Origin of the sequence: Streptomyces sp. 3N207, from assembly GCF_052246355.1 — a bacterium.
GTDB lineage: Bacteria > Actinomycetota > Actinomycetes > Streptomycetales > Streptomycetaceae > Streptomyces.
The window spans coordinates 247,612-266,538 of sequence record NZ_JBQQBV010000002.1 but is presented as its reverse complement, the minus strand read 5'-3'; the positions used below and the strand labels follow the sequence as shown (position 1 = coordinate 266,538).

Genomic DNA, 18,927 nt, shown 5'->3' with positions numbered 1-18,927 from the left:
GACCTCCAAGAGCGAGTGGGACGGACCACCGCAGGGGTAACCCGGCCGTCCCGCTCCGAAACGGGAGGTATCGGAAGTATCCGCTGATGCCGCAGGCCCCGGAAGCTCGCCCCACTGCGGGGGAACTGACGGCGCATTACCTCATCGACACTGCCTCAGCCCGCTTCCGGCAGGCGCACCTCCAGCATGCCGTCCCGCTCCCGTGCCTCGAAGCTGGGCTGCGGTGCGGTGGCAGGGCCGCGTACGTTCCAGCCGTCCGAGAGCCGGAAGGTGCTGCCGTGCCAGGGGCAGGTCACACAGCCCTCGGCCACCGTGCCCTGGGACAGCGGGCCCGACTGGTGGGCGCACCGGTCGGCCAGCACCCGTACCGGCCCCGCGGGCTCGCGGTAGACCAGCAGCCCGACTTCGCCGAGCACGGCGCTCGTCGGCTGGCCGACGGGGAAACTGTCGGCCTTGCCCACCGGGTGCCAGCCGGGTTCGACGAGGTGCGGTACCGGCTCGGCCTTGTTGGGGCCCGCCGACTGCCGGAAGGCGAGATGGCCGCCGAGCAGCCCGCCCACACCTGCGACGGTCAGCCCGCCGAAGCCCAGCAGCCGCCCCCGGCACTCGCGGCCGCGCAACCGGGCCGCCAGGGAAGCCGTGTACAGACCGAGGGCCGCGACGTTGGCCGCCGCATGGACCAGTCCCACCCGCAGCTGCGGCTTGTGCAGCTCTGTCCAGTCGGTCGCGCCGCTGACCGCAGCGGGAAGCGCGGCGACCACCCCGGTGCCGATCAGCACCCGGCCGGCGCGTCGCGTACCGGGCATCAGGTCCAGCAGCGCCGCCGAGGACCAGGCCCCGATGGGGACCTGCACCAGCGCGGGGTGCAGCGGGTGTCCCAGCCAGGTGCCGTGCAGTACGTCGCGGAACCTGCTGAGCGGACTCTTCTTGACGGCGCTGCGGAGCGGGCCGATCGCGGGGTCCAGGGCGCGGAGCGTACCCAGCCTGTCGAGCCATGCGGGGAGCGAAGAAGCTTCGGACGGCGTTGCAGCCGATGTGTCGGACGACTTGGACGACGTTTCGGAGGACATATCGCTCCGGTTGCCACACCTGGCCGCGGACAAACGGTCCGCGGCGCGCACCACTCCGTCAGCCGCCGTCCCGGGCCCACAGTTCGATCCGCGGTCCGAACCGCGATCCGGGCCGCGTTCGCCGCCGTTGGTGTGCCGTGCCGGGGGCGTACGAGGCAACCGGGAACCCGGGGCGTTTGCCGCCCGGGCGGCGGGGCACTGAGGTATGCGGTCTTCGAGGAGGGCGACCGCATGACACACTCTCGGGCCCGTGCCGCCCGGCGGGCCGCACTGCGCAAGGCCGCCGAGCGCGGGTTCACAGCCGCGGACCAGAGACTGCCCGTGGCCGCGGGTGGGAAGGCGCTGCTGCGCAAGGCGTTCCCCGAGCACTGGTCCTTCCTCCTCGGGGAGCTCGCTCTCTACAGCTTTCTCGTCCTGCTGATGACGGGGGTCTACCTCACCCTGTTCTTCGACGCGGACATGACGCAGATCCGCTATGACGGCGCCTACCGTCCGCTGCGCGGCCAGCCGATGTCGGTGGCCTACGCCTCGACGCTGGAGATCAGCTTCGAGATCCGCGGCGGACTGCTGGTCCGTCAGATCCACCACTGGGCCGCGCTGATCTTCATCAGCGCCATCGGGCTGCATATGCTGCGGATCTTCTTCACCGGCGCCTTCCGCAAGCCGCGGGACATCAACTGGGTGATCGGGCTGACGCTCTTCGTCCTGGCGCTCGCCGAGGGCTTCTCCGGTTACTCGCTCCCCGACGACCTGCTCTCCGGTACGGGGCTGCGCATCGCGCAGGGCATCATGCTCTCGATCCCCGTCGTGGGTACCTACGTCGCGCTGTTCGCGTTCGGCGGCGAGTATCCGGGCGACGAGATCATCGACCGGCTCTATCCGCTGCACATCCTGCTGCTCCCAGGGCTGCTGCTCGCCCTGGTGGTGGCCCATCTCATCCTGGTGGTGGTCCTCCAGCACACGCACTGGAGCGGACCCGGCAGAACCAACAAGAACGTGGTCGGCCATGCGATGGTGCCGCAGTTCGCCGCCCGGTCGACGGGGCTGTTCTTCATGGTCGCCGGGGTGCTGGGAATCCTCGGCGCGGTGGCGCAGATCAACCCGGTCTGGAACTACGGGCCGTACCAGCCGGGCCAGGTGTCCACGGCCGCGCAGCCGGACTGGTACGTCGGCTTCCTGGAGGGGTCGCTGCGGCTGATGCCGCCGTTCGAGACGACGCTGTTCGGGCACACCGTGATGTGGAACGTGCTGGTGCCCGCCGTCATCCTGCCCGCGCTGCTGTTCCTCGTCCTGTACGCGTACCCCTTCTTCGAGCGGTGGATCACCGCAGGGGACGAGACGCCGCACGTGTGCGACCGTCCCCGCAACCGTCCCGTACGCACCGGCCTGGGAATCGCCGGGGTCACCTTCTACGGCGTGCTGCTGATGGCCGGCGGGAACGATGTCCTCGCGCACACCTTCGACGTCTCCCTCAACGCGCTGACCTGGGCGTTCCGCGTCCTGCTCGTGGTGGGGCCGCCGCTGGCCTTCCTGCTGGCGAAGCGGCTGTGCCTGGCGCTGCAGAAGCAGGACGCCGAGCGCGTCACCGAGGGCGAGGAGACCAGCCATGTGCGGCAGTCGGTCGAGGGCACCTTCAGCGCCGACCACGAGCCGCTGTCGCAGGCCGAGAAGTTCCGGCTGGCGGCCCAGCGGTTCCCGCGCCCGCTCGACGCGGAGGCGGCGGCGAGCCGTGCAGCGCGGCTGCGGGCAGCGCTCAGCCGCTGGTACTACCAGGACTCGCCGGCCCGGCAGTGGCGGACCATCGGCCACCAGCGCGAGCGCGCCCAGACCGCGGTCTCGGGCCTGCGCGCCGAGCAGCGCAACGTCCGGACGCTCAGTGGTCGGTCTGCGCGTACTGGAAGGCGAACCCGCACACTCCGGCGCCGGTGAGACCGGCACCGATCAGGGCCAGCCACAGCCCGAAGACGGTGCCGGTACCCAGCGTCGCCACGCCCAGCGCGGTCAGCACCGGGTAGGGGCTGCGCGCGGGGAAGAAGTCCAGCGGCCCGCCCCGCTCGTGGATCTCCCCGTCCCTGCGGTCCTCCGGCCGTACGCCGCGGCGCTTGTACTGCACCGTGAGGAAGAACGAGACCAGTGAGGCCATCAGGGTTGCGATCAGCACGGCGGCTGTGCCCGCAGGATCGTCGCCGTAAAGCGCGTACGGGATGGTGACGCAGGCGAAGAAGAGCGCGACGCCTGCGAACAGAATGGCTTCGAGCTTCATCAGGGGCTCCCCTTCATGGGCGTCCGCTTCGAGGCGGGGTCCTGTATGCCGGGCGTCGGCGGGCTGGGCGGCTCGTCAGGGCCCACGGGCCGCACTCCGGGGCTCTCCGGCGCACCCGGCGCCACGATCGCCGCTCCCTCCTCGGCCTCGGGGTGGTGCAGCCAGAAGGCGGGTGAGTCGGAGCGGATGTTGGGCAGGGCGACGAAGTTGTGCCGGGGCGGCGGGCAGGAGGTCACCCACTCCAGGGAGCGCCCGAAGCCCCAGGGGTCGTCTTCGGTGACCTTTTCGGTGTGTGTCGTCGTCCACCAGACGTTGTAGAGGAAGACCAGGGTGGACACGCCGAGAGTGAACGCGCCGATCGAGGAGACCGTGTTCAGCGGCGTGAAGCCGTCGGCAGGCAGGTAGTCCGCGTACCGGCGCGGCATCCCGTTGGCGCCGAGCCAGTGCTGCACCAGGAACGTCGTCTGGAAGCCGACCAGCGTCAGCCAGAAGTGCACCTTGCCCAGCCGCTCGCCCAGCATCCGGCCGGTCAGCTTCGGCCACCAGAAGTAGAAGCCGCCGAACATGGCGAAGACGACGGTGCCGAAGAGGACGTAGTGCAGATGGGCGACGATGAAGTAGCTGTCGGTGGCGTGGAAGTCCAGCGGCGGGGAGGCGATCAGGACGCCGCTGAGTCCGCCGAGCAGAAAGGTGACGAGGAATCCGACGGCCCACAGCATCGGTGTCTCGAAGCTCAGCGAGCCCTTCCACATGGTGCCGATCCAGTTGAAGAACTTCACCCCGGTCGGCACGGCGATCAGGAAGGACATCAGGGAGAAGAACGGCAGCAGCACGGCGCCGGTGGCGAACATGTGGTGCGCCCATACGACGGCGGAGAGCATGGCGATGCTGGCCGTCGCGGCGACCAGCCCGATGTAGCCGAACAGCGGCTTACGGCTGAAGACCGGCAGGATCTCGCTGATGATGCCGAAGAACGGCAGCGCGACGATGTAGACCTCCGGGTGCCCGAAGAACCAGAACAGGTGCTGCCACAGCACGGCCCCGCCGTTGGCCGGGTCGTAGATGTGCGTGCCGAACTTCCGGTCCGCCTCCAGCGCCAGCAGCGCCGCCGACAGCACCGGGAAGGCGAACAGCGCCAGGATCGAGGTGAACAGCACGTTCCAGGTGAACAGCGGCATCCGGAACATCGTCATGCCGGGGGCGCGCAGGCAGATGATGGTGGTGATGAAGTTGACGACACCGAGGATGGTGCTCAGCCCCGCCACGGCCAGCCCCATGGTCCACAGGTCGCCGCCCGTGCTGGGGGTGTACTTGGGACCGTTGAGCGGGGCGTACGCGAACCAGCCGAAGTCCGCCGCACCGTTGGGGGTCAGGAATCCGCCGACCACCATCAGCCCGCCGAACAGATACACCCAGTAGGTGAAGGCGTTCAGCCGGGGGAAGGCCACATCGGGGGCGCCGATCTGCAGCGGCATCACGGCGTTGGCGAACCCCGCGAACAGCGGGGTGGCGAACAGCAGCATCATGATGGTGCCGTGCACGGTGAACAGCTGGTTGTACTGCTCCTGGGAGACGACCTGCATTCCGGGGTGGGTCAGCTCGGCCCGCATCACCATGGCCATCGCGCCGGCGGCGAGGAAGAAGCAGAAGGATGTGACGAGGTAGAGGTTGCCGATCACCTTGTGGTCGGTAGTCGTCAACCACCGCAGCACCATGTGGCCTCCGCCCTTCGCCGAACGCTCTGGTCTGGCCCGCCGACCTTTCCGCCGGGGCGAGCGCCGCAACGAGCGCGCTCGGCTCATCCGCCGGGCAGGCTCGGTAGGAGTAGCCCGCTCGCCGGTGCGGAAACCTGATCTGCACGAAGTCAACCCGCTCAGCGGCCGGGGGCGCCGCGCCCGGCGCGACCCGCTGCGAGGGCTGCCACCCCGGCGGCTGCCGCGCCGCCGGCCAGGGCGAAGGGTGCCGCAAGGCGCACCGCGCGGTGGGTCCAGGCCGGTGCGGGCTTGACGGTCCGATCCGGCGCGCCCTGGTAGGCGCGCCGGACCAGTTCGGCGAGGTGTACCGGCGCGGCGCCGATGTCCGCGGCGGCCAGCTGGGTCTTGCAGGAGAACCCGTTGGCCACCACGGTGGTGCCCGGCGCGGCGTCGCGGACCGCGGGCAGCAGCGCCTGTTCGCCACAGTCCATGGAGATGCCGTACTTGCCCTGCTCGAAGCCCCAGGAACCGGCCAGCCCGCAGCAGCCGCCAGCCAGGTTCTCGACCTGAAGGCCGAGCTTGGCCAGCAGCTTCCGGTCGGGCTCCGTACCGCCGGTGGCGCGCTGATGGCAGTGGCCCCACAGCAGGACGCTGCCGCGGTTCCCGGCCGGCCGGGGCAGGGTGATGTCGTAGGTGTCGAAGAACTCGGCGAAGTGGTGGGCACCGGCCGCCAGCCGCCGGGCGCCGTCGTCGTGCGGGAGCAGCTTGGTCAGCTCGTCCTTGAAGACGGCCAGACAGCTGGGCTCCATGCCGACCACGGGTGTTCCGGCGCGTAGGTGCGGGCGCAGCGCGTCAAGGACGCGGTGCAGATAGCGCTCGGCGGCGTCCAGGAAGCCGTAGTCGTAGAGCGGGCGCCCGCAGCACAGGTGCTGCTCGGGCATGATCACCGACCATCCGGCTGCCTCGACGGCCTCCACGCAGGCGACACCGACGTCCGTGTCGAAGTAGTTGTTGAACGTGTCGGGAAAGAGGACGACCGGCCGCCCGGCGGGGTTGGCGGTGCCGCCGCGCTGCCGGAACCACCGCTGGAGCGTCATGGGCGCGAAGGCGGGAAGGGGCCTGCGCCGGTCGATGCCCGCGGCGAGCTTCGCGAACCGGCCCAGGAGCGGGGCGTGGGTGGTCAGGTTGGCGGCCTCCGGCAGCCGGGAGGCGAGCCGTGCTGCCTGGTCGATGAAGCCGAACGCGTAGGCGTGGCGGGGCCGCCACCTGCGGGCCGACCGGTAGTGGTGGTGCAGGAACTCGGCCTTGTAGGTGGGCATGTCGACGTTGACGGGGCAGTCGTTGGTGCAGCCCTTGCAGGCCAGGCACAGGTCGAGCGCTTCGGCGACCTCTTTGGACTGCCAGCCGTCCTTGACGGTCTCGCCGCGCAGCATCTCGTGCAGCAGCCGGGCCCGGCCGCGGGTGGTGTGCTTCTCCTCGCGGGTGACCTGGTAGCTGGGGCACATGGTCTGCCCCTGGCCGGAGTCGGGGACGCGGCAGGCGCCGATGCCGACGCAGCGCAGGCTCGCGTGGGCGAAGTCGCCGTTGTCCTCGGAGTAGGCGAACTTCACCTCGGGCCGGGGCGGGTTGTAGTCGGCTCCCAGCCGCAGGTCCTCGTCCAGCCGGTAGGCGTCGACGACCTTGCCCGGATTCATCCCGGCTTCCGGGTCCCAGATCTGTTTGAACTCGCGCATGGCCTGGACGAGTTCGCTGCCGTACTGCCGCTCCAGCAGCTCGCCGCGCTGCTGGCCGTCGCCGTGCTCGCCGGAGAGGGAGCCGCCGAAGGAGGCCACGAGGTCGGCGGCCTCCTCCATGAACCTGCGGTAGTCCGCCACTCCCGCTGCGGTGCGCAGGTCGAAGCTGATCCGGGAGTGGATGCACCCGTGCGCGAAGTGCCCGTACATGGCGCCGCGCAGCCCGTGCTTGTCGAGGAGCCCGCGCAGGGCCGTGACGTACTCGGGCAGCCGGTCGGGCGGTACGGCGGAGTCCTCCCAGCCCGGCCAGTGGTCGCCGTCGGGCGGGAAGGCGGTGGCGCCCTCCCCGCCCTCCCGGACGGCCCACAGGTTCTGGGCCTTTCCCTCGTCCTGGTCACTGGTGGTGATCCGGTCGGACGCGTAGCCGCGCGCCTCGGTCAGCCAGGTCACGAACCGTTCGGCCTGGGCGTGCGCGTCCTGTTCGGTGTCGGCGCCGAACTGGACGAGCAGCCAGGCGGCGCCGCCCTGCCGGGGCAGCTGTTGCAGCGAGGCGAGGTTCATGTGCTGGAGCTTCTGGTCCTGGATGAGCTGTTCGTCGAGGGCTTCCAGGCCGATCGGCCGGAACCGGTGGGCGCAGATGTGGGCGTCCTCGGCCGCGGCGGTGATCTGCTCGTACTCGACGACGACCAGCGTCCGCTCCAGCAGCGCCGGGGTGAGCAGCACCTGCGCCTGGAGGACGGTGGCGCAGGTGGACTCGGTGCCGACCAGGGCGCGGGCGACGTTGAAGCCGTTCTCGGGCAGCAGCTCGTCCAGGTTGTAGCCGGAGACCCGGCGCGGCATCCCGGCCACCGGAGGGAAGCCCGCGCGGATGGCGTCGGCGTACCGGTCGCGCAGGTCCCGCAGCTTGGCGTAGATCTCGCCCTTGGGCCCACCGGCGGCGGTGATCGACTCCAGCTCCCGCTCCTCGTCCACGCCGACCCAGAACCGGTCGCCGCCGTAGGTGACGACCTCCAGCGCCCGCACGTTGTCGGAGGTACGCGGCCCCGGCCCGTACAGCTGGGCCTGCACGGAGTGGGTGCCGCAGGAGTTGTTGCCGATGTTGCCGCCGATGACGCAGCGGGAGTGGGTGGAGGGGTCGGGCCCGAAGACCAGGTTCCAGGCGCCGGTGTGCCGGTTGAGCTCCTCGTTGATGACGCCGGGCTCGACGGTGACGTGGCGTTCCTCGGCGTCGACCTCGCCGATGCGGGTGAGGTACTTGGAGTGGTCGATGACGACGGCGTAGTTGACGGTCTCCCCCGACAGGCTGGTGCCGCCGCCGCGGTTGAGGACCGGGGCGCCGTACTCGCGGCAGATCCGGTGGGCGGCGACGACGTCCTCGACGGTCTTCGGCACCACGACGCCGATCGGCACCTGGCGGAAGTTGGAGGCGTCGTGGGCATACAGCCCCTTGGTGGCGGTGTCGAAGCGGACCTCGCCCTCGATCGCGTCACGCAGGGCCCTGGCCAGCTTCCCGACGGCGAGCAGCCGGCGGGCACGGGGCGGCCCGGGCACCGCGGGATCGGTCCTGGCGGGGATCTCCTCGGTAAGCAACGTGCGGGGCAGGTGCGAGGTGCCGGTGCGGTCGGGTGTCTCGGCCATGCGGGTCGCCTTCAATCACGTTCGTCGGCGGGGGGCGCTGCTGCTCGGCCGGGCGGGCGGGCGGGCGGGCGACCAAGCCGTCACCGTGGGTAAATGCCAGGCCAGTGGCCCGGTCCACGCGGCGACCGCGCGCGGTCATGGGTACCTCGCCGACCGGCTGTGAAACGGCCCCCAAGGCTGAGCAGCGACTTGTTTGCGGGTGTCCGCGGCGTGGGACCCGGGCCGGGACCGTCGCGTCGACCATGTGAATGGGAGTACCAATGGCGCAGCAAGTAGCCGACTACGTTCTTCAGCGCCTCCGCGAATGGGGCGTGCACCGGGTCTTCGGGTACCCCGGCGACGGCATCAACGGCATGCTGGGCGCCTTCGACCGCGCCAAGGGCGATCCGGAGTTCATCCAGACCCGGCACGAGGAGATGGCCGCGTTCATGGCGTGCGGGCACGCCAAGTTCACCGGTGAGGTCGGGGTCTGCGCCGCCACGTCGGGACCCGGCGCGATCCATCTGCTCAACGGGCTCTACGACGCCAAGCTGGACCACCAGCCGGTGGTAGCCATCGTCGGGCAGCAGAAACGGCTCGCCCAGGGCACCCATTACCAGCAGGAAGTCGGCCTCGAACAGCTCTTCTCGGATGTGTCGGAGTACTGCCAGATCGTGATGCACCCGGGGCAGATGCGGCATGTACTCGACGGCGCGTTCAAGACGGCGCTGACGACGCGCGGCGTCGCCACGGTCATCGTTCCGGAGGACATCCAGGAGTCGGAGGCGCAGCCCTCGCCGCCCAAGACGCACGGCTCGGTCTACTCCAGCGTCGGCTGGAGCCGGCCGCGGGTGCTGCCCAACAAGGACGAGCTGCGCAAGGCCGCGGACATCCTCAACGAGGGCAAGAAGGTCGCCATCCTCATCGGCCAGGGCGCCGCCGACGCCGAGGCCGAGGTCGTCGAAGTGGCCGAACTGCTGGGCGCGGGGGTCGCCAAGGCGCTGCTGGGCCGCGAAGTCGTCCCGGACGACCTGCCGTTCGTGACCGGCCCGATCGGGCTGCTGGGCAGCAAGGCCAGCGACGACATGATCATGAACTGCGACACCCTGTTCATGATCGGCAGCAGCTTCCCGTACGCGGAGTGGCTGCCCGACGAGGGCCAGTGCAAGGGCGTCGAGATCGATATCGACGGCCGGATGATCGGCATCCGGTACCCCATGGACGCACATCTGGTCGGCGACTCCCAGGAGACGCTCAGGGAGCTGATCCCGCTGCTGCAGCGCAAGGAGGACCGCTCCTGGCGCAAGCAGATCGAGGAGAACATCCGCGCCTGGAACGCCGTCCTGGAGAAGCGGGCCGCGCAGACCTTCGACGGCAAGGTCAATCCGCAAGCGGTGGCCCACGAGGTCTCCTCGCTGCTGCCGGACGGCGCCATCCTCACCGCGGACTCGGGCTCGGCGACCAACTGGTGGGCCCGCCACATCAAGCTCCGCAAGGGAATGCAGGCGTCCCTCTCCGGCACCCTGGCCACCATGGGCCCCGGGGTTCCGTACGCGATCGCGGCGCGCTTCGCCTACCCGGACCGGCCGGTGATCGCCTTCGTCGGTGACGGTGCCTTCCAGATGAACGGCATGAACGAGATGATCACCGTCAAGCGCTACGCGGACCGGATGGCGGGCTCGGCGCCGCTGATCTTCTGCGTCCTCAACAACCAGGACCTCAACCAGGTCACCTGGGAACAGCGCGCCATGGGCGGCGACCCCAAGTACCCGGGCTCGCAGTACATCCCGGACTTCCCGTACGCCGAGTACGCGGAGCTGGCAGGGCTGCGCGGGATCCGCTGCGACGAGCCGAAGAAGGTCACCTCCTCCTGGGAGGAGGCGCTGGCCGCCGACCGCCCGGTCGTGCTGGAGTTCGTGGTGGACAACGAGATCGCCCCGATCCCGCCGCACATCATGAAGGACCAGGCCAAGAAGGCCGTCAAGGCGGGGATTCGCGATCCCGAACGCAGCGGGATCGCTGCGCGCGGCTTCCGCCAGAAGCTGACTGAGGTCACCGAGCATCTGCCGGGCCGCAAGCATTGAGCGTTGCTTGTCCGCGGACCTTGCCTTGGGGGAGCAGACTGCCCAAGCTTCGCAGCACGGGCAATCCGCGAAGCACGCGTGCGATCCGCGAAACCGCTGACGCGGTCTTGGCGGGTCGCTACCGTGAACGCATGGACGACAGGGACGCTGACCACGACCCCGCTGACGCCTGGCCGCTCCCTCCTGTGTGGATGTGGGGGTGTGAGAAGTGCATCGAGCTGTACAAGGGGATGAAGCACGCCTGTGAGGTGACCAACGCCGCGCGGGAGGAGTACGGCCCGGCGTTCGACTGCGATCCGTTCGACACGGTGCTCACCAGTCAGATCCGGCTCGCCGAGCACCTGGTCACCCAGCACGGGGACGACATCCCCGCCGAGGACCCGGCGTGCGGCAAGTGCGTCTCGCCGGAGATGCTGCATCTGCCCCGGCGCTTCGTGCTGGAGCACCGCGCACGCCACCTGTTCGCCCCGCCGAGCATCGTCGACCTGCTGTAAGCCTCCTGGGAGGGGTGCTACGCCGTCGGCTTGAGGCCCACCGCGGCCCAGCAGCCGACCTCTTCCGGGCTGATCGAACCGGGCGGGCGGCGCATGCCGTCCTGGCTGTCCGCCATCTCCGGGCGCCAGTCGCAGGTGGCCACGATGCCGGGCTCGACGAGGGAGAGGCCGGCCGCGGCGAAGAACTCGCGGACCTCATCCGTGCCGCGCAACTGCACGGTGATGCCCTGCGATCCGTAGATCTCGACGACCTTGCGGAGCGTGACGTCGAGCTCGTCGGTGCCGTGGGAGAGCACCAGCGCACTGCCGGGGGCGAGCGCGTCGACAAGGGTGCGGACGATGCCCTGCGGGTCGTCGGCGTCGCCGACGAAGTGCAGCAGGGCGACGAGGGAGAGCGCGACGGGCTGCTCGAAGTCGAGGGTGCTGCGAGCGTGGTCGAGGATGCGCTTCGGGTCCCGTACATCGGCTTCGATGTAGTCCGTTGCACCCTGAGGCGTACCGGTCATCAGGGCCCGGGCGTAGGTGAGCACGATGGGGTCGTTGTCGGCGTAGACGACCCGGCATGTCGGGTCCTCCCGCTGGGCGACCTGGTGCAGATTGGGGGAGCTGGGGATACCGGTGCCGATGTCCAGGAACTGCCGGATGCCCTGCTCGCGGGCCAGGCTGCGGACCGCACGGTGCATGAACTCGCGGTTCTCCCGGGCCGCGGTCAGCACATTGGGGAAGGCGGCCATCGTCTGCGCCGCCACCTGGCGGTCCGAACCGTAGTTGGTCTTGCCCCCGAGGTAGTAGTCGTACATCCGGGCCGAGTGTGCCTTGGCTCCGGTCGACTCGGGCATCTGGTGGCTCATGTGCGGCGGCTCCTGAGTAGCGGACAGCTGGGTACGAGCGCGCACGTGCGGTGCTGAAGCGACGCACGCGACGTACGGCCTGTTGGGGCAACTACTCTCGTACACAGGGCGTTTGAAATCCAGGCAGCCCCCGGAAGTCCGGGAAACGGATGTCCGGGGGCTGCACACTCAGCGACGCGAGCTCAGGATCTCGGGCTCTTCGCCTTGATCCGCAGGAACGTCACCGAGTTCGGCGGGAATGTGTGGGTGAACTCGTCACCGACGCCGCGCAGCGTGGAGCGGCGGGGTGCGATGGGCCGGTCGGTTTCGGTGTTGACCGCGTCCGGGTCGCCTTCGAGCGTGGTCAGCCGGGCCGTGTCACCGACGACCGTGCCGCGGCCGAGCGCAACACGGGTCCTGGCCTGCGCATCCTGCGCGTTGACCACCTTGACGACGAGCTCGCCGTGCTTGTCGTCGTAGGTGACGACCTGGCGGAAAGGATCGGCGGGCTTGTCGGTGAAGCTGCCCCACTTCTTGCCGTCGAGGTAGAGCGTGACCTGACGGCCGCGGACCTTGACCCGCAGGTCGTACTCCTTCCCCTCGGTGATCTTCGTGTTGTCCTCGATCACCGTGTTCCGCGCACCGCCTCGGGCCTGCTCCACCGCGGACTTGGTGTTGTTCCAGCCGCCGAGGTTCCACCAGTAGTGGTTGCCGGTGTCCTTGACGCCGAAGGCGAGCATGAAGCCTTCCTTGCCGGCTTTCTTGGTGGCCTTGGCCCGTACGTCGTAGTCGTGCCACTTCGGGTCGCCCGCGGTGACCATGGTGTCCTCGGCCGTGGTGTCGGACTGGACGTAGGCACCGTTCTCGGTCTTCCACGAGCCGCGCTTGGAGGCCGGGGTCCACTGTCCGGCGGTGCCGGAGAAGTCGTCCTTGAGCAGGGTGTCGCCGTCGGCGGAGGTGACGGAGACATCGTCGAACGCGGCGCTGGTCGCCCATGTCGACAGCCCGATGCCACCGCTGATCGGTGCGTCGGCCGAGGGCGTTCCGGACGCTGTGCTGGGCACGACCCGGTCACCCACGTTGTTCATGAACAGCTTCTGTGTCTCGTAGTTGGCCGAGCCCCAGGAGGCGTGGTTGTTGAACCAGATCATGTTCGGCTTCCACTGCACATAGTCCTCGTTGGCGAGCAGCGGCGCGTACGAGGCCAGCTTGACGGCATCGGCGTTGCGCTCCAGCCCGGTCATGAACGCGGCTTCGGCGAGCGCGTTGCGGAAGCGGTTGTCGCGGGAGGCGTACTCGCCGAGGAAGACCTTGGGGCCCTTGCGGTCGTAGTTGTCGTAGCGGTCGTTGTTCTCCAGGAACCACTCGGGGCTGTTGTAGTAGTGCTCGTCGACCATGTCGACACCGGATTGCCGGTTGAGCTCCCAATGCCGGTCGAAGACCTGCCCGGAGTCGTCGGGGCCGGAGTTGCTGATGACGGTGATGTCCGGGTACTTGGCCTCGATGGCCTTGCGGAATTCCTTGAAGCGGGCGTGGAACTCCTCGGGCAGGTTCTCCTCGTTGCCGACTTCGAGGTGCGTGAGGCCGAACGGTTTCGGGTGGCCCATCTTGGCCCGCTTGGCGCCCCATTCGGAGGTCGTGGGGCCGTTGGCGAACTCGATCAGGTCGAGGGTGTCCTGGATGTGTCGCTTGAGGAGCGCCGGGTCGTCGGTCACCTTGTTCTGGCCGCAGCCGGTCACCAGCGCGGGGACGACGGGCAGCGGCATGGCTCCGGTGTCCTCGGCGAACTGGAAGTACTCGTAGTAGCCGAGGCCGTAGGACTGGTTGTAGCCCCAGAAGTTGGCGTTGGTCGCCCGCTGTTCGACCGGGCCGATGGTGTCCTTCCACTGGTAGGAGCGGCGGCGCTCGAAGTCGGGTGCGTCGTAGCCTTTGTGGCTGCCGGTGTTGACGAGACAGCCGCCGGGGAAGCGGAGGAAGCCGGGATCGAGGTCGGCGATCTTCTGTGCGAGGTCCGGGCGCATCCCGTTCGGCCGGTTCTTGAACGTCTTGCGGGGGAAGAGCGAGACCTCGTCCAGCCGTAGCGTGCCGGAGCCGCCCGCGGCGACGGTCAGCCTGCCGTCGTTGCTGGTCTGCTCGGCGGTGAGGGTGCCGGTGTACTTGGCCCAGCGGTCGCCGCGCGCGGTCAGGTGCAGCGGCTTCGCGAGGGTGCCTGCCGATTTCGCGTCGGTGAGGGAGACGGTCAGCGGGGTGCCGGAGGGGCGGTCGGTGCGCGCCCATACGGAGAAGTCGTACCGCTCGCCCTTGCGTACGGCCAGGCCGGAGTTGTAGCCGGAGTTGGTGAGGCGGAACTCCTCGTTCCCGCCGGTGAGGGAGGCCCGCAGATAGTTCCGGTTGCGGGTGTTGAGGCGGGCGTCGTCGTTCGCCACCTGCGCGGTGCCCGGCCCGGAGGCGGTCCAGGCGGTCATGGGCGTGTACTGCTCGTTGTCCGCTTTGTCGTACTCGAAGGAGCGGTTCTGGACGAGTTCCGCGTAGAGCCCGCCGTCAGCGGCGCGGTTTATGTCCTCGTAGAAGACGCCGTACATGGACTTGTCGATGGCGGGGCCCTGCTTCCCGGCGTCGACGGTGAGGGTGTAGTCCGTCGTCGGGGCGGCGGGCTCGCCGGAGGCGACGGCCGGGACGATCCCGACGGTGCAGGCGAGCAGGGCACCTGCGGCGAGCCGGAGGCGTGGCCGCAGCCATCGTCTGGCGGGTGCGCGTGGTCCGGTGGGGCGGGTCTTCATCTACTGCTCCTCCTCGACCCAGCTGTTCGAGATATCGAATACAGTTCGGTATTGCGCCAAGCCGAGAATGAGGGAGCCCGCAGCCGCGGGTCAATGAGCCTGCGGCGAACTTGGATTGGCGCGGCGCGAGGTGTTGACAGCCGGAATGCGGAGCCCTTCACTGGTGCCGCCTTATCGAACGGTGACCGAAATATCGAACAGCCAGCAGACACGTTCCGCCCAGGCCGAGGAGCCCAGCACCGATGATGACGAGCAGACGCACACTCCTGGCAGCGACCACCGGCGTCGCAGCAGCAGCCGCCACCACCTCAGCGGCCAAGGCCGCAGCGCCGACGACGGCCACTCGCAGCAGCACAGCAGTCGGCTATCAGCCGCCTGTCCGGGAGCATTTCGGCAAGCTGGACAACGGTGACCGCGTCGACCGCTGGACGCTCGCCAACGGCGGAACCCGGCTGCGTGTGCTCTCCTACGGCGGGATCGTCCAGTCCCTGGAGATCCCCGACCGGCGGGGCCGCACGGCAAACGTCTCGCTCGGCTTCGACGCGCTGGACGACTACGTGGCGGACAGCCCCTACTTCGGCGCCCTGATCGGCCGTTACGGCAACCGCATAGCAGGCGCGAAGTTCACCCTGGACGGCGAGACGTACAAACTGCCCGCCAACGACGACAGCAACAGCCTGCACGGCGGCACCAAGGGGTTCGACAAGCGGGTGTGGGACGTCGAGCCGTATCGCAACGGCCCGGACATCGGCCTCACGCTGCGGTACGTCAGCCGGGACGGGGAGATGGGCTACCCCGGCACACTGCGCACCCGGGTCCGCTATCTCCTCACCCCGCGCGGCGAGTTGCGTATCGACTACACGGCGACGACGAACAAGGCCACGGTCGTCAACCTCACCAACCACACCTATTTCAACCTCGCCGGCGCGGGCAGCGGCAGCATCGAGGGCCATACGCTGCGCATCGCCGCCTCCCGCTACACCCCCGTCGACAACGCCCTCATCCCCACAGGCGCGCTGGCGCGGGTCGCCGGGACGCCGTTCGACTTCCGCAACGGCAAGCCGATCGGCAAGGACCTCCGCGAGGGGCATCCGCAGATCCTGCGCGGCCAGGGATACGACCACAACTTCGTCCTCGACAAGGGCATCACCGAGGAGCCGCGCCCGGTGATCACGGTGACCGAGCCGGAGTCGGGCCGTACGATGCGGGTCTCCACCACCGAGCCCGGAGTGCAGTTCTACAGCGGCAACTTCCTCGACGGCACCCTCAAGGGCACCTCCGGCCGCGTCTACCGCGCGGGGGACGGCTTCTGCCTGGAGACCCAGCACTTCCCCGATTCGCCGAACCAGCCCGACTTCCCCTCGACGGTGCTGCGCCCGGGTCGGAAGTACCGGTCCACGACCGTCTACTCCTTCGGCACGGACCGCTGAGGTGACGGCACACCGGTGAGGGGGACGGCGGGCCGGGGGCGCGCTGACGGCGGGTCGGTGGCGGCGGTGAGGGCGGGCCTGGGACGGGGCCGGGGGAGCGAAGCGGTCAGGGCGGGCCGTGACGGGGCCGGGGAGCGGGCGGTGACGGCGGTCACCGGCGATGTCGGCAGCTGGACCGTGAGATAAGGTCCGGCTAAGTTAGGCTCGCCTCACCTTGGAGGCCCGCTCGTCACACTCGCCCCGCTGGAGTTCGATATGCGTCCCGTCCGCCTCTGTGCCGTCAGCGCTGCCCTGGCCGCGATATCGCTTGCCGCAGTCAGCGGGTGCGCCGAGAAGGCCGACGCCGGCGGGGAGGGCGCGATCGAGGTGACCGCCACCGACGACTCCTGCAAGGTGTCCCGTACGTCGTTCCCCGCCGGCCATGTCCAACTGGCGGTGGAGAACAAGGGCTCCAAGGTCAACGAGGTCTACATCCTCTACCCGGACGGCCGGATCGTCACCGAGCGGGAGAACATCGGCGCCGGGACGAAGGCGAAGGTCACCGCGGAGATCAAGGCGGGCGACTACGAGATCGCGTGCAAGCCCGGGATGAAGGGCAACGGCATCCGCCAGAAGGTCAAGGCGACCGGCGGCTCCAAGACCGCCAAGCGTGACCCGAAGCTGGACGCCGCCGTCTCCGCCTACCGCGACTACACGCTCCAGCAGGCCGAACAGACGCTGCCGAAGGCCAAGAAGTTCGCAGCAGCCGTCAAGGCGGGCGACATGGAGAAGGCGAAGGAGCTGTACGCGCCCTCCCGCATCGGCTGGGAGCGCACCGAGCCGGTCGCGGAGTCCTTCGGCGACATCGACCCCAAGGTCGACCTGCGCGAGGACGGTCTGGAGGACGGCCAGGACCCGGAGAAGGACTGGACGGGCTGGCACCGCCTGGAGAAGTCGCTGTGGAAGGACAAGAAGCTCACCGCAGCCGACAAGAAGCTCGCCGACCGGCTCATCAAGGACCTCACCGACTGGCAGAAGAGGGTCGGTAAGGCCGAGATCACCCCCACCTCCATGGCCAACGGTGCCAAGGAACTCCTCGACGAGGTCGCCACCGGCAAGGTCACCGGCGAGGAGGAGCGCTACAGCCACACCGATCTGGTCGACTTCAAGGCGAACGTGGAGGGCGCCGAGAAGTCGTACAAGCTGCTCAAGCCGGTCGCCAAGAAGAACGACGCGGCGCTGGTCAAGGAGCTGGACACCCAGTTCTCCGCGCTGAACAAGCTCCTGGACAAGTACCGCGAGGACGACGGCAAGGACAAGGACAACTACGCGTTCACGTCGTACGACAAGGTCGGCAAGAGTGAGCGCAAGGAGCTCTCGGACGCGGTGAACGCCCTGGCGGAGCCGCTGTCCAAGCTGGCGGCGGCCGTCGTCAAGTAGCCGCCGGAGCCGACGTCCGGACGGCGGAGACGGCGACCGGACGGTGAGTACGAGGAGCGCGTCCGTGACAGCGGAAGACAGCAACAGCACTGAGCAGCACCGGGTCGAACCGGACGAGGAACGAACCCCCGAGCCCGGGCAGAGCCAGGGACAGCGTGGCCAGGAACAACAGCGCAGCCCGGGAGAACAGCGCGAACAGGTCGGACAGCCCGGGCAGGACGGGCAGCCCGGACAAGGCGAACAGCCCGGACAGGCCGAGGCCACCGGTGCCCGGCCCGCCGTGGCGCGGCGCTCCCTGCTCGGTTGGGGCGGGGCCGGGGTGGCGTTGGGCGCCGTCGCGGCCGGTGGTACGGCCACCGCGCTGCACAACGACAACGCGAAGACCGCTTCCGGAACCGCGGGGCAGGCCGTGCCCTTCCACGGCGCACACCAGGCGGGTATCGCCACCGCCGTGCCCGACCGGCTGCACTTCGCGGCGTTCGACGTGACGACCAAGGACCGCGCCGAGTTGGTCCAGCTCCTCAAGGACTGGACCGCCGCCGCGGCACGGATGACGGGCGGCCACGCGGTCGGTGAGGGCGCGTTCGGGCCGATCCCCGAGTCGCCGCCGGACGACACGGGTGAGGCGGCGGGGCTCAAGCCGTCCCGCCTCACCCTGACCATCGGCTTCGGCGCCGCCCTCTTCGACAACGACCGCTTCGGGCTGGCCGGGCGGCGGCCCGAAGCGCTCGTCGAGCTGCCGGCCTTCCCCGGCGACAAGCTGGAGAAGGCCCGCAGCGGCGGCGATCTGTGCGTGCAGGCGTGCGCGGACGACCCGCAGGTCGCCGTGCACGCCATCCGCAATCTGGCCCGTATCGGCTTCGGCAAGGCCGCCATCCGCTGGTCCCAGCTCGGCTTCGGCAAGACCTCGTCCACCACGCCCGACGCGCAGACCCCACGCAATCTGTTCGGCTTCAAGGACGGCACCCGGAACATCTCCGGCACCGACGCCAAGGCCCTCGACGAGCACGTGTGGGTGTCGAAGAAGGACGGCCCCGAGTGGCTGGCCGGCGGCTCCTATCTGGTGGCCCGCCGGATCCGGATGCACATCGAGACGTGGGACCGCACCTCGCTCAAGGAGCAGGAGGACATCTTCGGCCGGGACAAGCGCGTCGGCGCGCCCGTCGGCAAGGCGAAGGAGCACGACGAGCCGTTCCTCAAGGCGATGCTGCCCACCTCACACGTCCGTCTCGCCCACCCGGACAGCAACGAGGGGGCCCGGATGCTGCGCCGCGGCTACTCCTTCACCGACGGCACCGACGGTCTCGGCCGCCTCGACGCGGGGCTGTTCTTCCTCGCGTACCAGCGGGACGTACGCCGCGCGTTCATCCCCGTCCAGCGCAGGCTGGCGCGCAACGACGCACTCAACGAGTACATCCAGCACGTCGGCTCAGCCGTCTTCGCCATCCCGCCGGGCGTCCGCGACAAGGACGACTGGTGGGGCCGCGAGCTGTTCTCTTGACCGGAGTCCCCG

12 protein-coding genes are annotated in these 18,927 nt (G+C 69.5%); 6 read left to right on the top strand and 6 right to left on the bottom strand.

Annotation, left to right across the window (positions count from 1 at the left end):
* Window positions 1–155 precede the first annotated feature (155 nt).
* Entirely contained in the window at window positions 156–1,070 is a 915-nt protein-coding gene (locus ACTWP9_RS03990; protein ID WP_443244535.1) for a Rieske 2Fe-2S domain-containing protein, read from the bottom strand.
* A gap of 231 nt (window positions 1,071–1,301) precedes the next feature.
* Here ACTWP9_RS03990 and qcrB point away from each other — a divergent pair, with 231 nt between their 5' ends.
* The gene (gene qcrB / locus ACTWP9_RS03985; RefSeq protein WP_443244534.1) at window positions 1,302–2,999 is read left to right on the top strand and encodes a cytochrome bc1 complex cytochrome b subunit; all 1,698 of its coding nucleotides are present in this window, start codon (window positions 1,302–1,304) and stop codon (window positions 2,997–2,999) included.
* Here the strand turns inward: qcrB and ctaF are convergent.
* The 3 genes from ctaF to ACTWP9_RS03970 form a co-directional block, all read right to left on the bottom strand.
* A complete protein-coding gene (gene ctaF, locus ACTWP9_RS03980) occupies window positions 2,944–3,333 on the bottom strand; it encodes an aa3-type cytochrome oxidase subunit IV (protein WP_443244533.1) in 390 nt (129 codons plus the stop codon). The two genes, qcrB and ctaF, sit on opposite strands and share 56 nt — an antisense overlap.
* On the bottom strand, window positions 3,333–5,048 hold the full coding sequence (ctaD, locus tag ACTWP9_RS03975) for an aa3-type cytochrome oxidase subunit I (protein WP_443244532.1): 1,716 nt from the start codon (window positions 5,046–5,048) through the stop codon (window positions 3,333–3,335). The genes ctaF and ctaD overlap by 1 nt, the downstream gene beginning before the upstream one ends.
* A gap of 158 nt (window positions 5,049–5,206) precedes the next feature.
* Window positions 5,207–8,398 carry an FAD-binding and (Fe-S)-binding domain-containing protein gene (locus ACTWP9_RS03970; RefSeq protein ID WP_443244531.1) on the bottom strand — a complete coding sequence of 1,064 codons (3,192 nt, stop codon included), beginning with the start codon at window positions 8,396–8,398 and terminating at the stop codon, window positions 5,207–5,209.
* A gap of 260 nt (window positions 8,399–8,658) precedes the next feature.
* Between ACTWP9_RS03970 and ACTWP9_RS03965 the strand changes: the two genes are divergently transcribed.
* Both ACTWP9_RS03965 and ACTWP9_RS03960 read left to right on the top strand, forming a co-directional pair.
* Window positions 8,659–10,461: a thiamine pyrophosphate-requiring protein gene (locus tag ACTWP9_RS03965; RefSeq protein ID WP_443244530.1), complete on the top strand. Its 1,803-nt coding sequence runs from the start codon at window positions 8,659–8,661 to the stop codon at window positions 10,459–10,461.
* A gap of 131 nt (window positions 10,462–10,592) precedes the next feature.
* Entirely contained in the window at window positions 10,593–10,955 is a 363-nt protein-coding gene (locus tag ACTWP9_RS03960; protein ID WP_443244529.1) for a hypothetical protein, read from the top strand.
* A 17-nt stretch (window positions 10,956–10,972) separates the two neighbouring features.
* On the opposite strand, the gene ACTWP9_RS03955 is transcribed toward ACTWP9_RS03960, so the two are convergent.
* Together ACTWP9_RS03955 and ACTWP9_RS03950 are read right to left on the bottom strand one after the other, a co-directional pair.
* Window positions 10,973–11,806 carry an SAM-dependent methyltransferase gene (locus ACTWP9_RS03955; RefSeq protein WP_443244528.1) on the bottom strand — a complete coding sequence of 278 codons (834 nt, stop codon included), beginning with the start codon at window positions 11,804–11,806 and terminating at the stop codon, window positions 10,973–10,975.
* 182 nt (window positions 11,807–11,988) lie between these two features.
* Complete coding sequence (locus ACTWP9_RS03950; protein ID WP_443244527.1) at window positions 11,989–14,565, bottom strand: alpha-L-arabinofuranosidase C-terminal domain-containing protein; 2,577 nt, start codon at window positions 14,563–14,565, stop codon at window positions 11,989–11,991.
* A gap of 242 nt (window positions 14,566–14,807) precedes the next feature.
* Here ACTWP9_RS03950 and ACTWP9_RS03945 point away from each other — a divergent pair, with 242 nt between their 5' ends.
* The 3 genes from ACTWP9_RS03945 (at window position 14,808) to efeB (ending at window position 18,915) form a co-directional block, all read left to right on the top strand.
* Window positions 14,808–15,995, top strand: coding sequence for an aldose epimerase family protein (locus ACTWP9_RS03945; RefSeq protein WP_443244526.1), 1,188 nt, complete (start codon window positions 14,808–14,810; stop codon window positions 15,993–15,995).
* A 255-nt stretch (window positions 15,996–16,250) separates the two neighbouring features.
* The gene (gene efeO, locus ACTWP9_RS03940) at window positions 16,251–17,414 is read left to right on the top strand and encodes an iron uptake system protein EfeO (RefSeq protein ID WP_443244525.1); all 1,164 of its coding nucleotides are present in this window, start codon (window positions 16,251–16,253) and stop codon (window positions 17,412–17,414) included.
* A gap of 280 nt (window positions 17,415–17,694) precedes the next feature.
* Window positions 17,695–18,915, top strand: coding sequence for an iron uptake transporter deferrochelatase/peroxidase subunit (gene efeB / locus ACTWP9_RS03935; RefSeq protein WP_443244835.1), 1,221 nt, complete (start codon window positions 17,695–17,697; stop codon window positions 18,913–18,915).
* The last annotated feature ends 12 nt before the right edge of the window (window positions 18,916–18,927 follow it).

Bases quoted from the DNA above. Each gene is read 5' to 3' on its own strand.
- ACTWP9_RS03990 (WP_443244535.1), bottom strand. From the start codon at position 1,070: ATGTCCTCCGAAACGTCGTCCAAGTCGTCCGACACATCGGCTGCAACG.
- qcrB (WP_443244534.1), top strand. From the start codon at position 1,302: ATGACACACTCTCGGGCCCGTGCCGCCCGGCGGGCCGCACTGCGCAAG.
- ctaF (WP_443244533.1), bottom strand. From the start codon at position 3,333: ATGAAGCTCGAAGCCATTCTGTTCGCAGGCGTCGCGCTCTTCTTCGCC.
- ctaD (WP_443244532.1), bottom strand. From the start codon at position 5,048: ATGGTGCTGCGGTGGTTGACGACTACCGACCACAAGGTGATCGGCAAC.
- ACTWP9_RS03970 (WP_443244531.1), bottom strand. From the start codon at position 8,398: ATGGCCGAGACACCCGACCGCACCGGCACCTCGCACCTGCCCCGCACG.
- ACTWP9_RS03965 (WP_443244530.1), top strand. From the start codon at position 8,659: ATGGCGCAGCAAGTAGCCGACTACGTTCTTCAGCGCCTCCGCGAATGG.
- ACTWP9_RS03960 (WP_443244529.1), top strand. From the start codon at position 10,593: ATGGACGACAGGGACGCTGACCACGACCCCGCTGACGCCTGGCCGCTC.
- ACTWP9_RS03955 (WP_443244528.1), bottom strand. From the start codon at position 11,806: ATGAGCCACCAGATGCCCGAGTCGACCGGAGCCAAGGCACACTCGGCC.
- ACTWP9_RS03950 (WP_443244527.1), bottom strand. From the start codon at position 14,565: ATGAAGACCCGCCCCACCGGACCACGCGCACCCGCCAGACGATGGCTG.
- ACTWP9_RS03945 (WP_443244526.1), top strand. From the start codon at position 14,808: ATGATGACGAGCAGACGCACACTCCTGGCAGCGACCACCGGCGTCGCA.
- efeO (WP_443244525.1), top strand. From the start codon at position 16,251: ATGCGTCCCGTCCGCCTCTGTGCCGTCAGCGCTGCCCTGGCCGCGATA.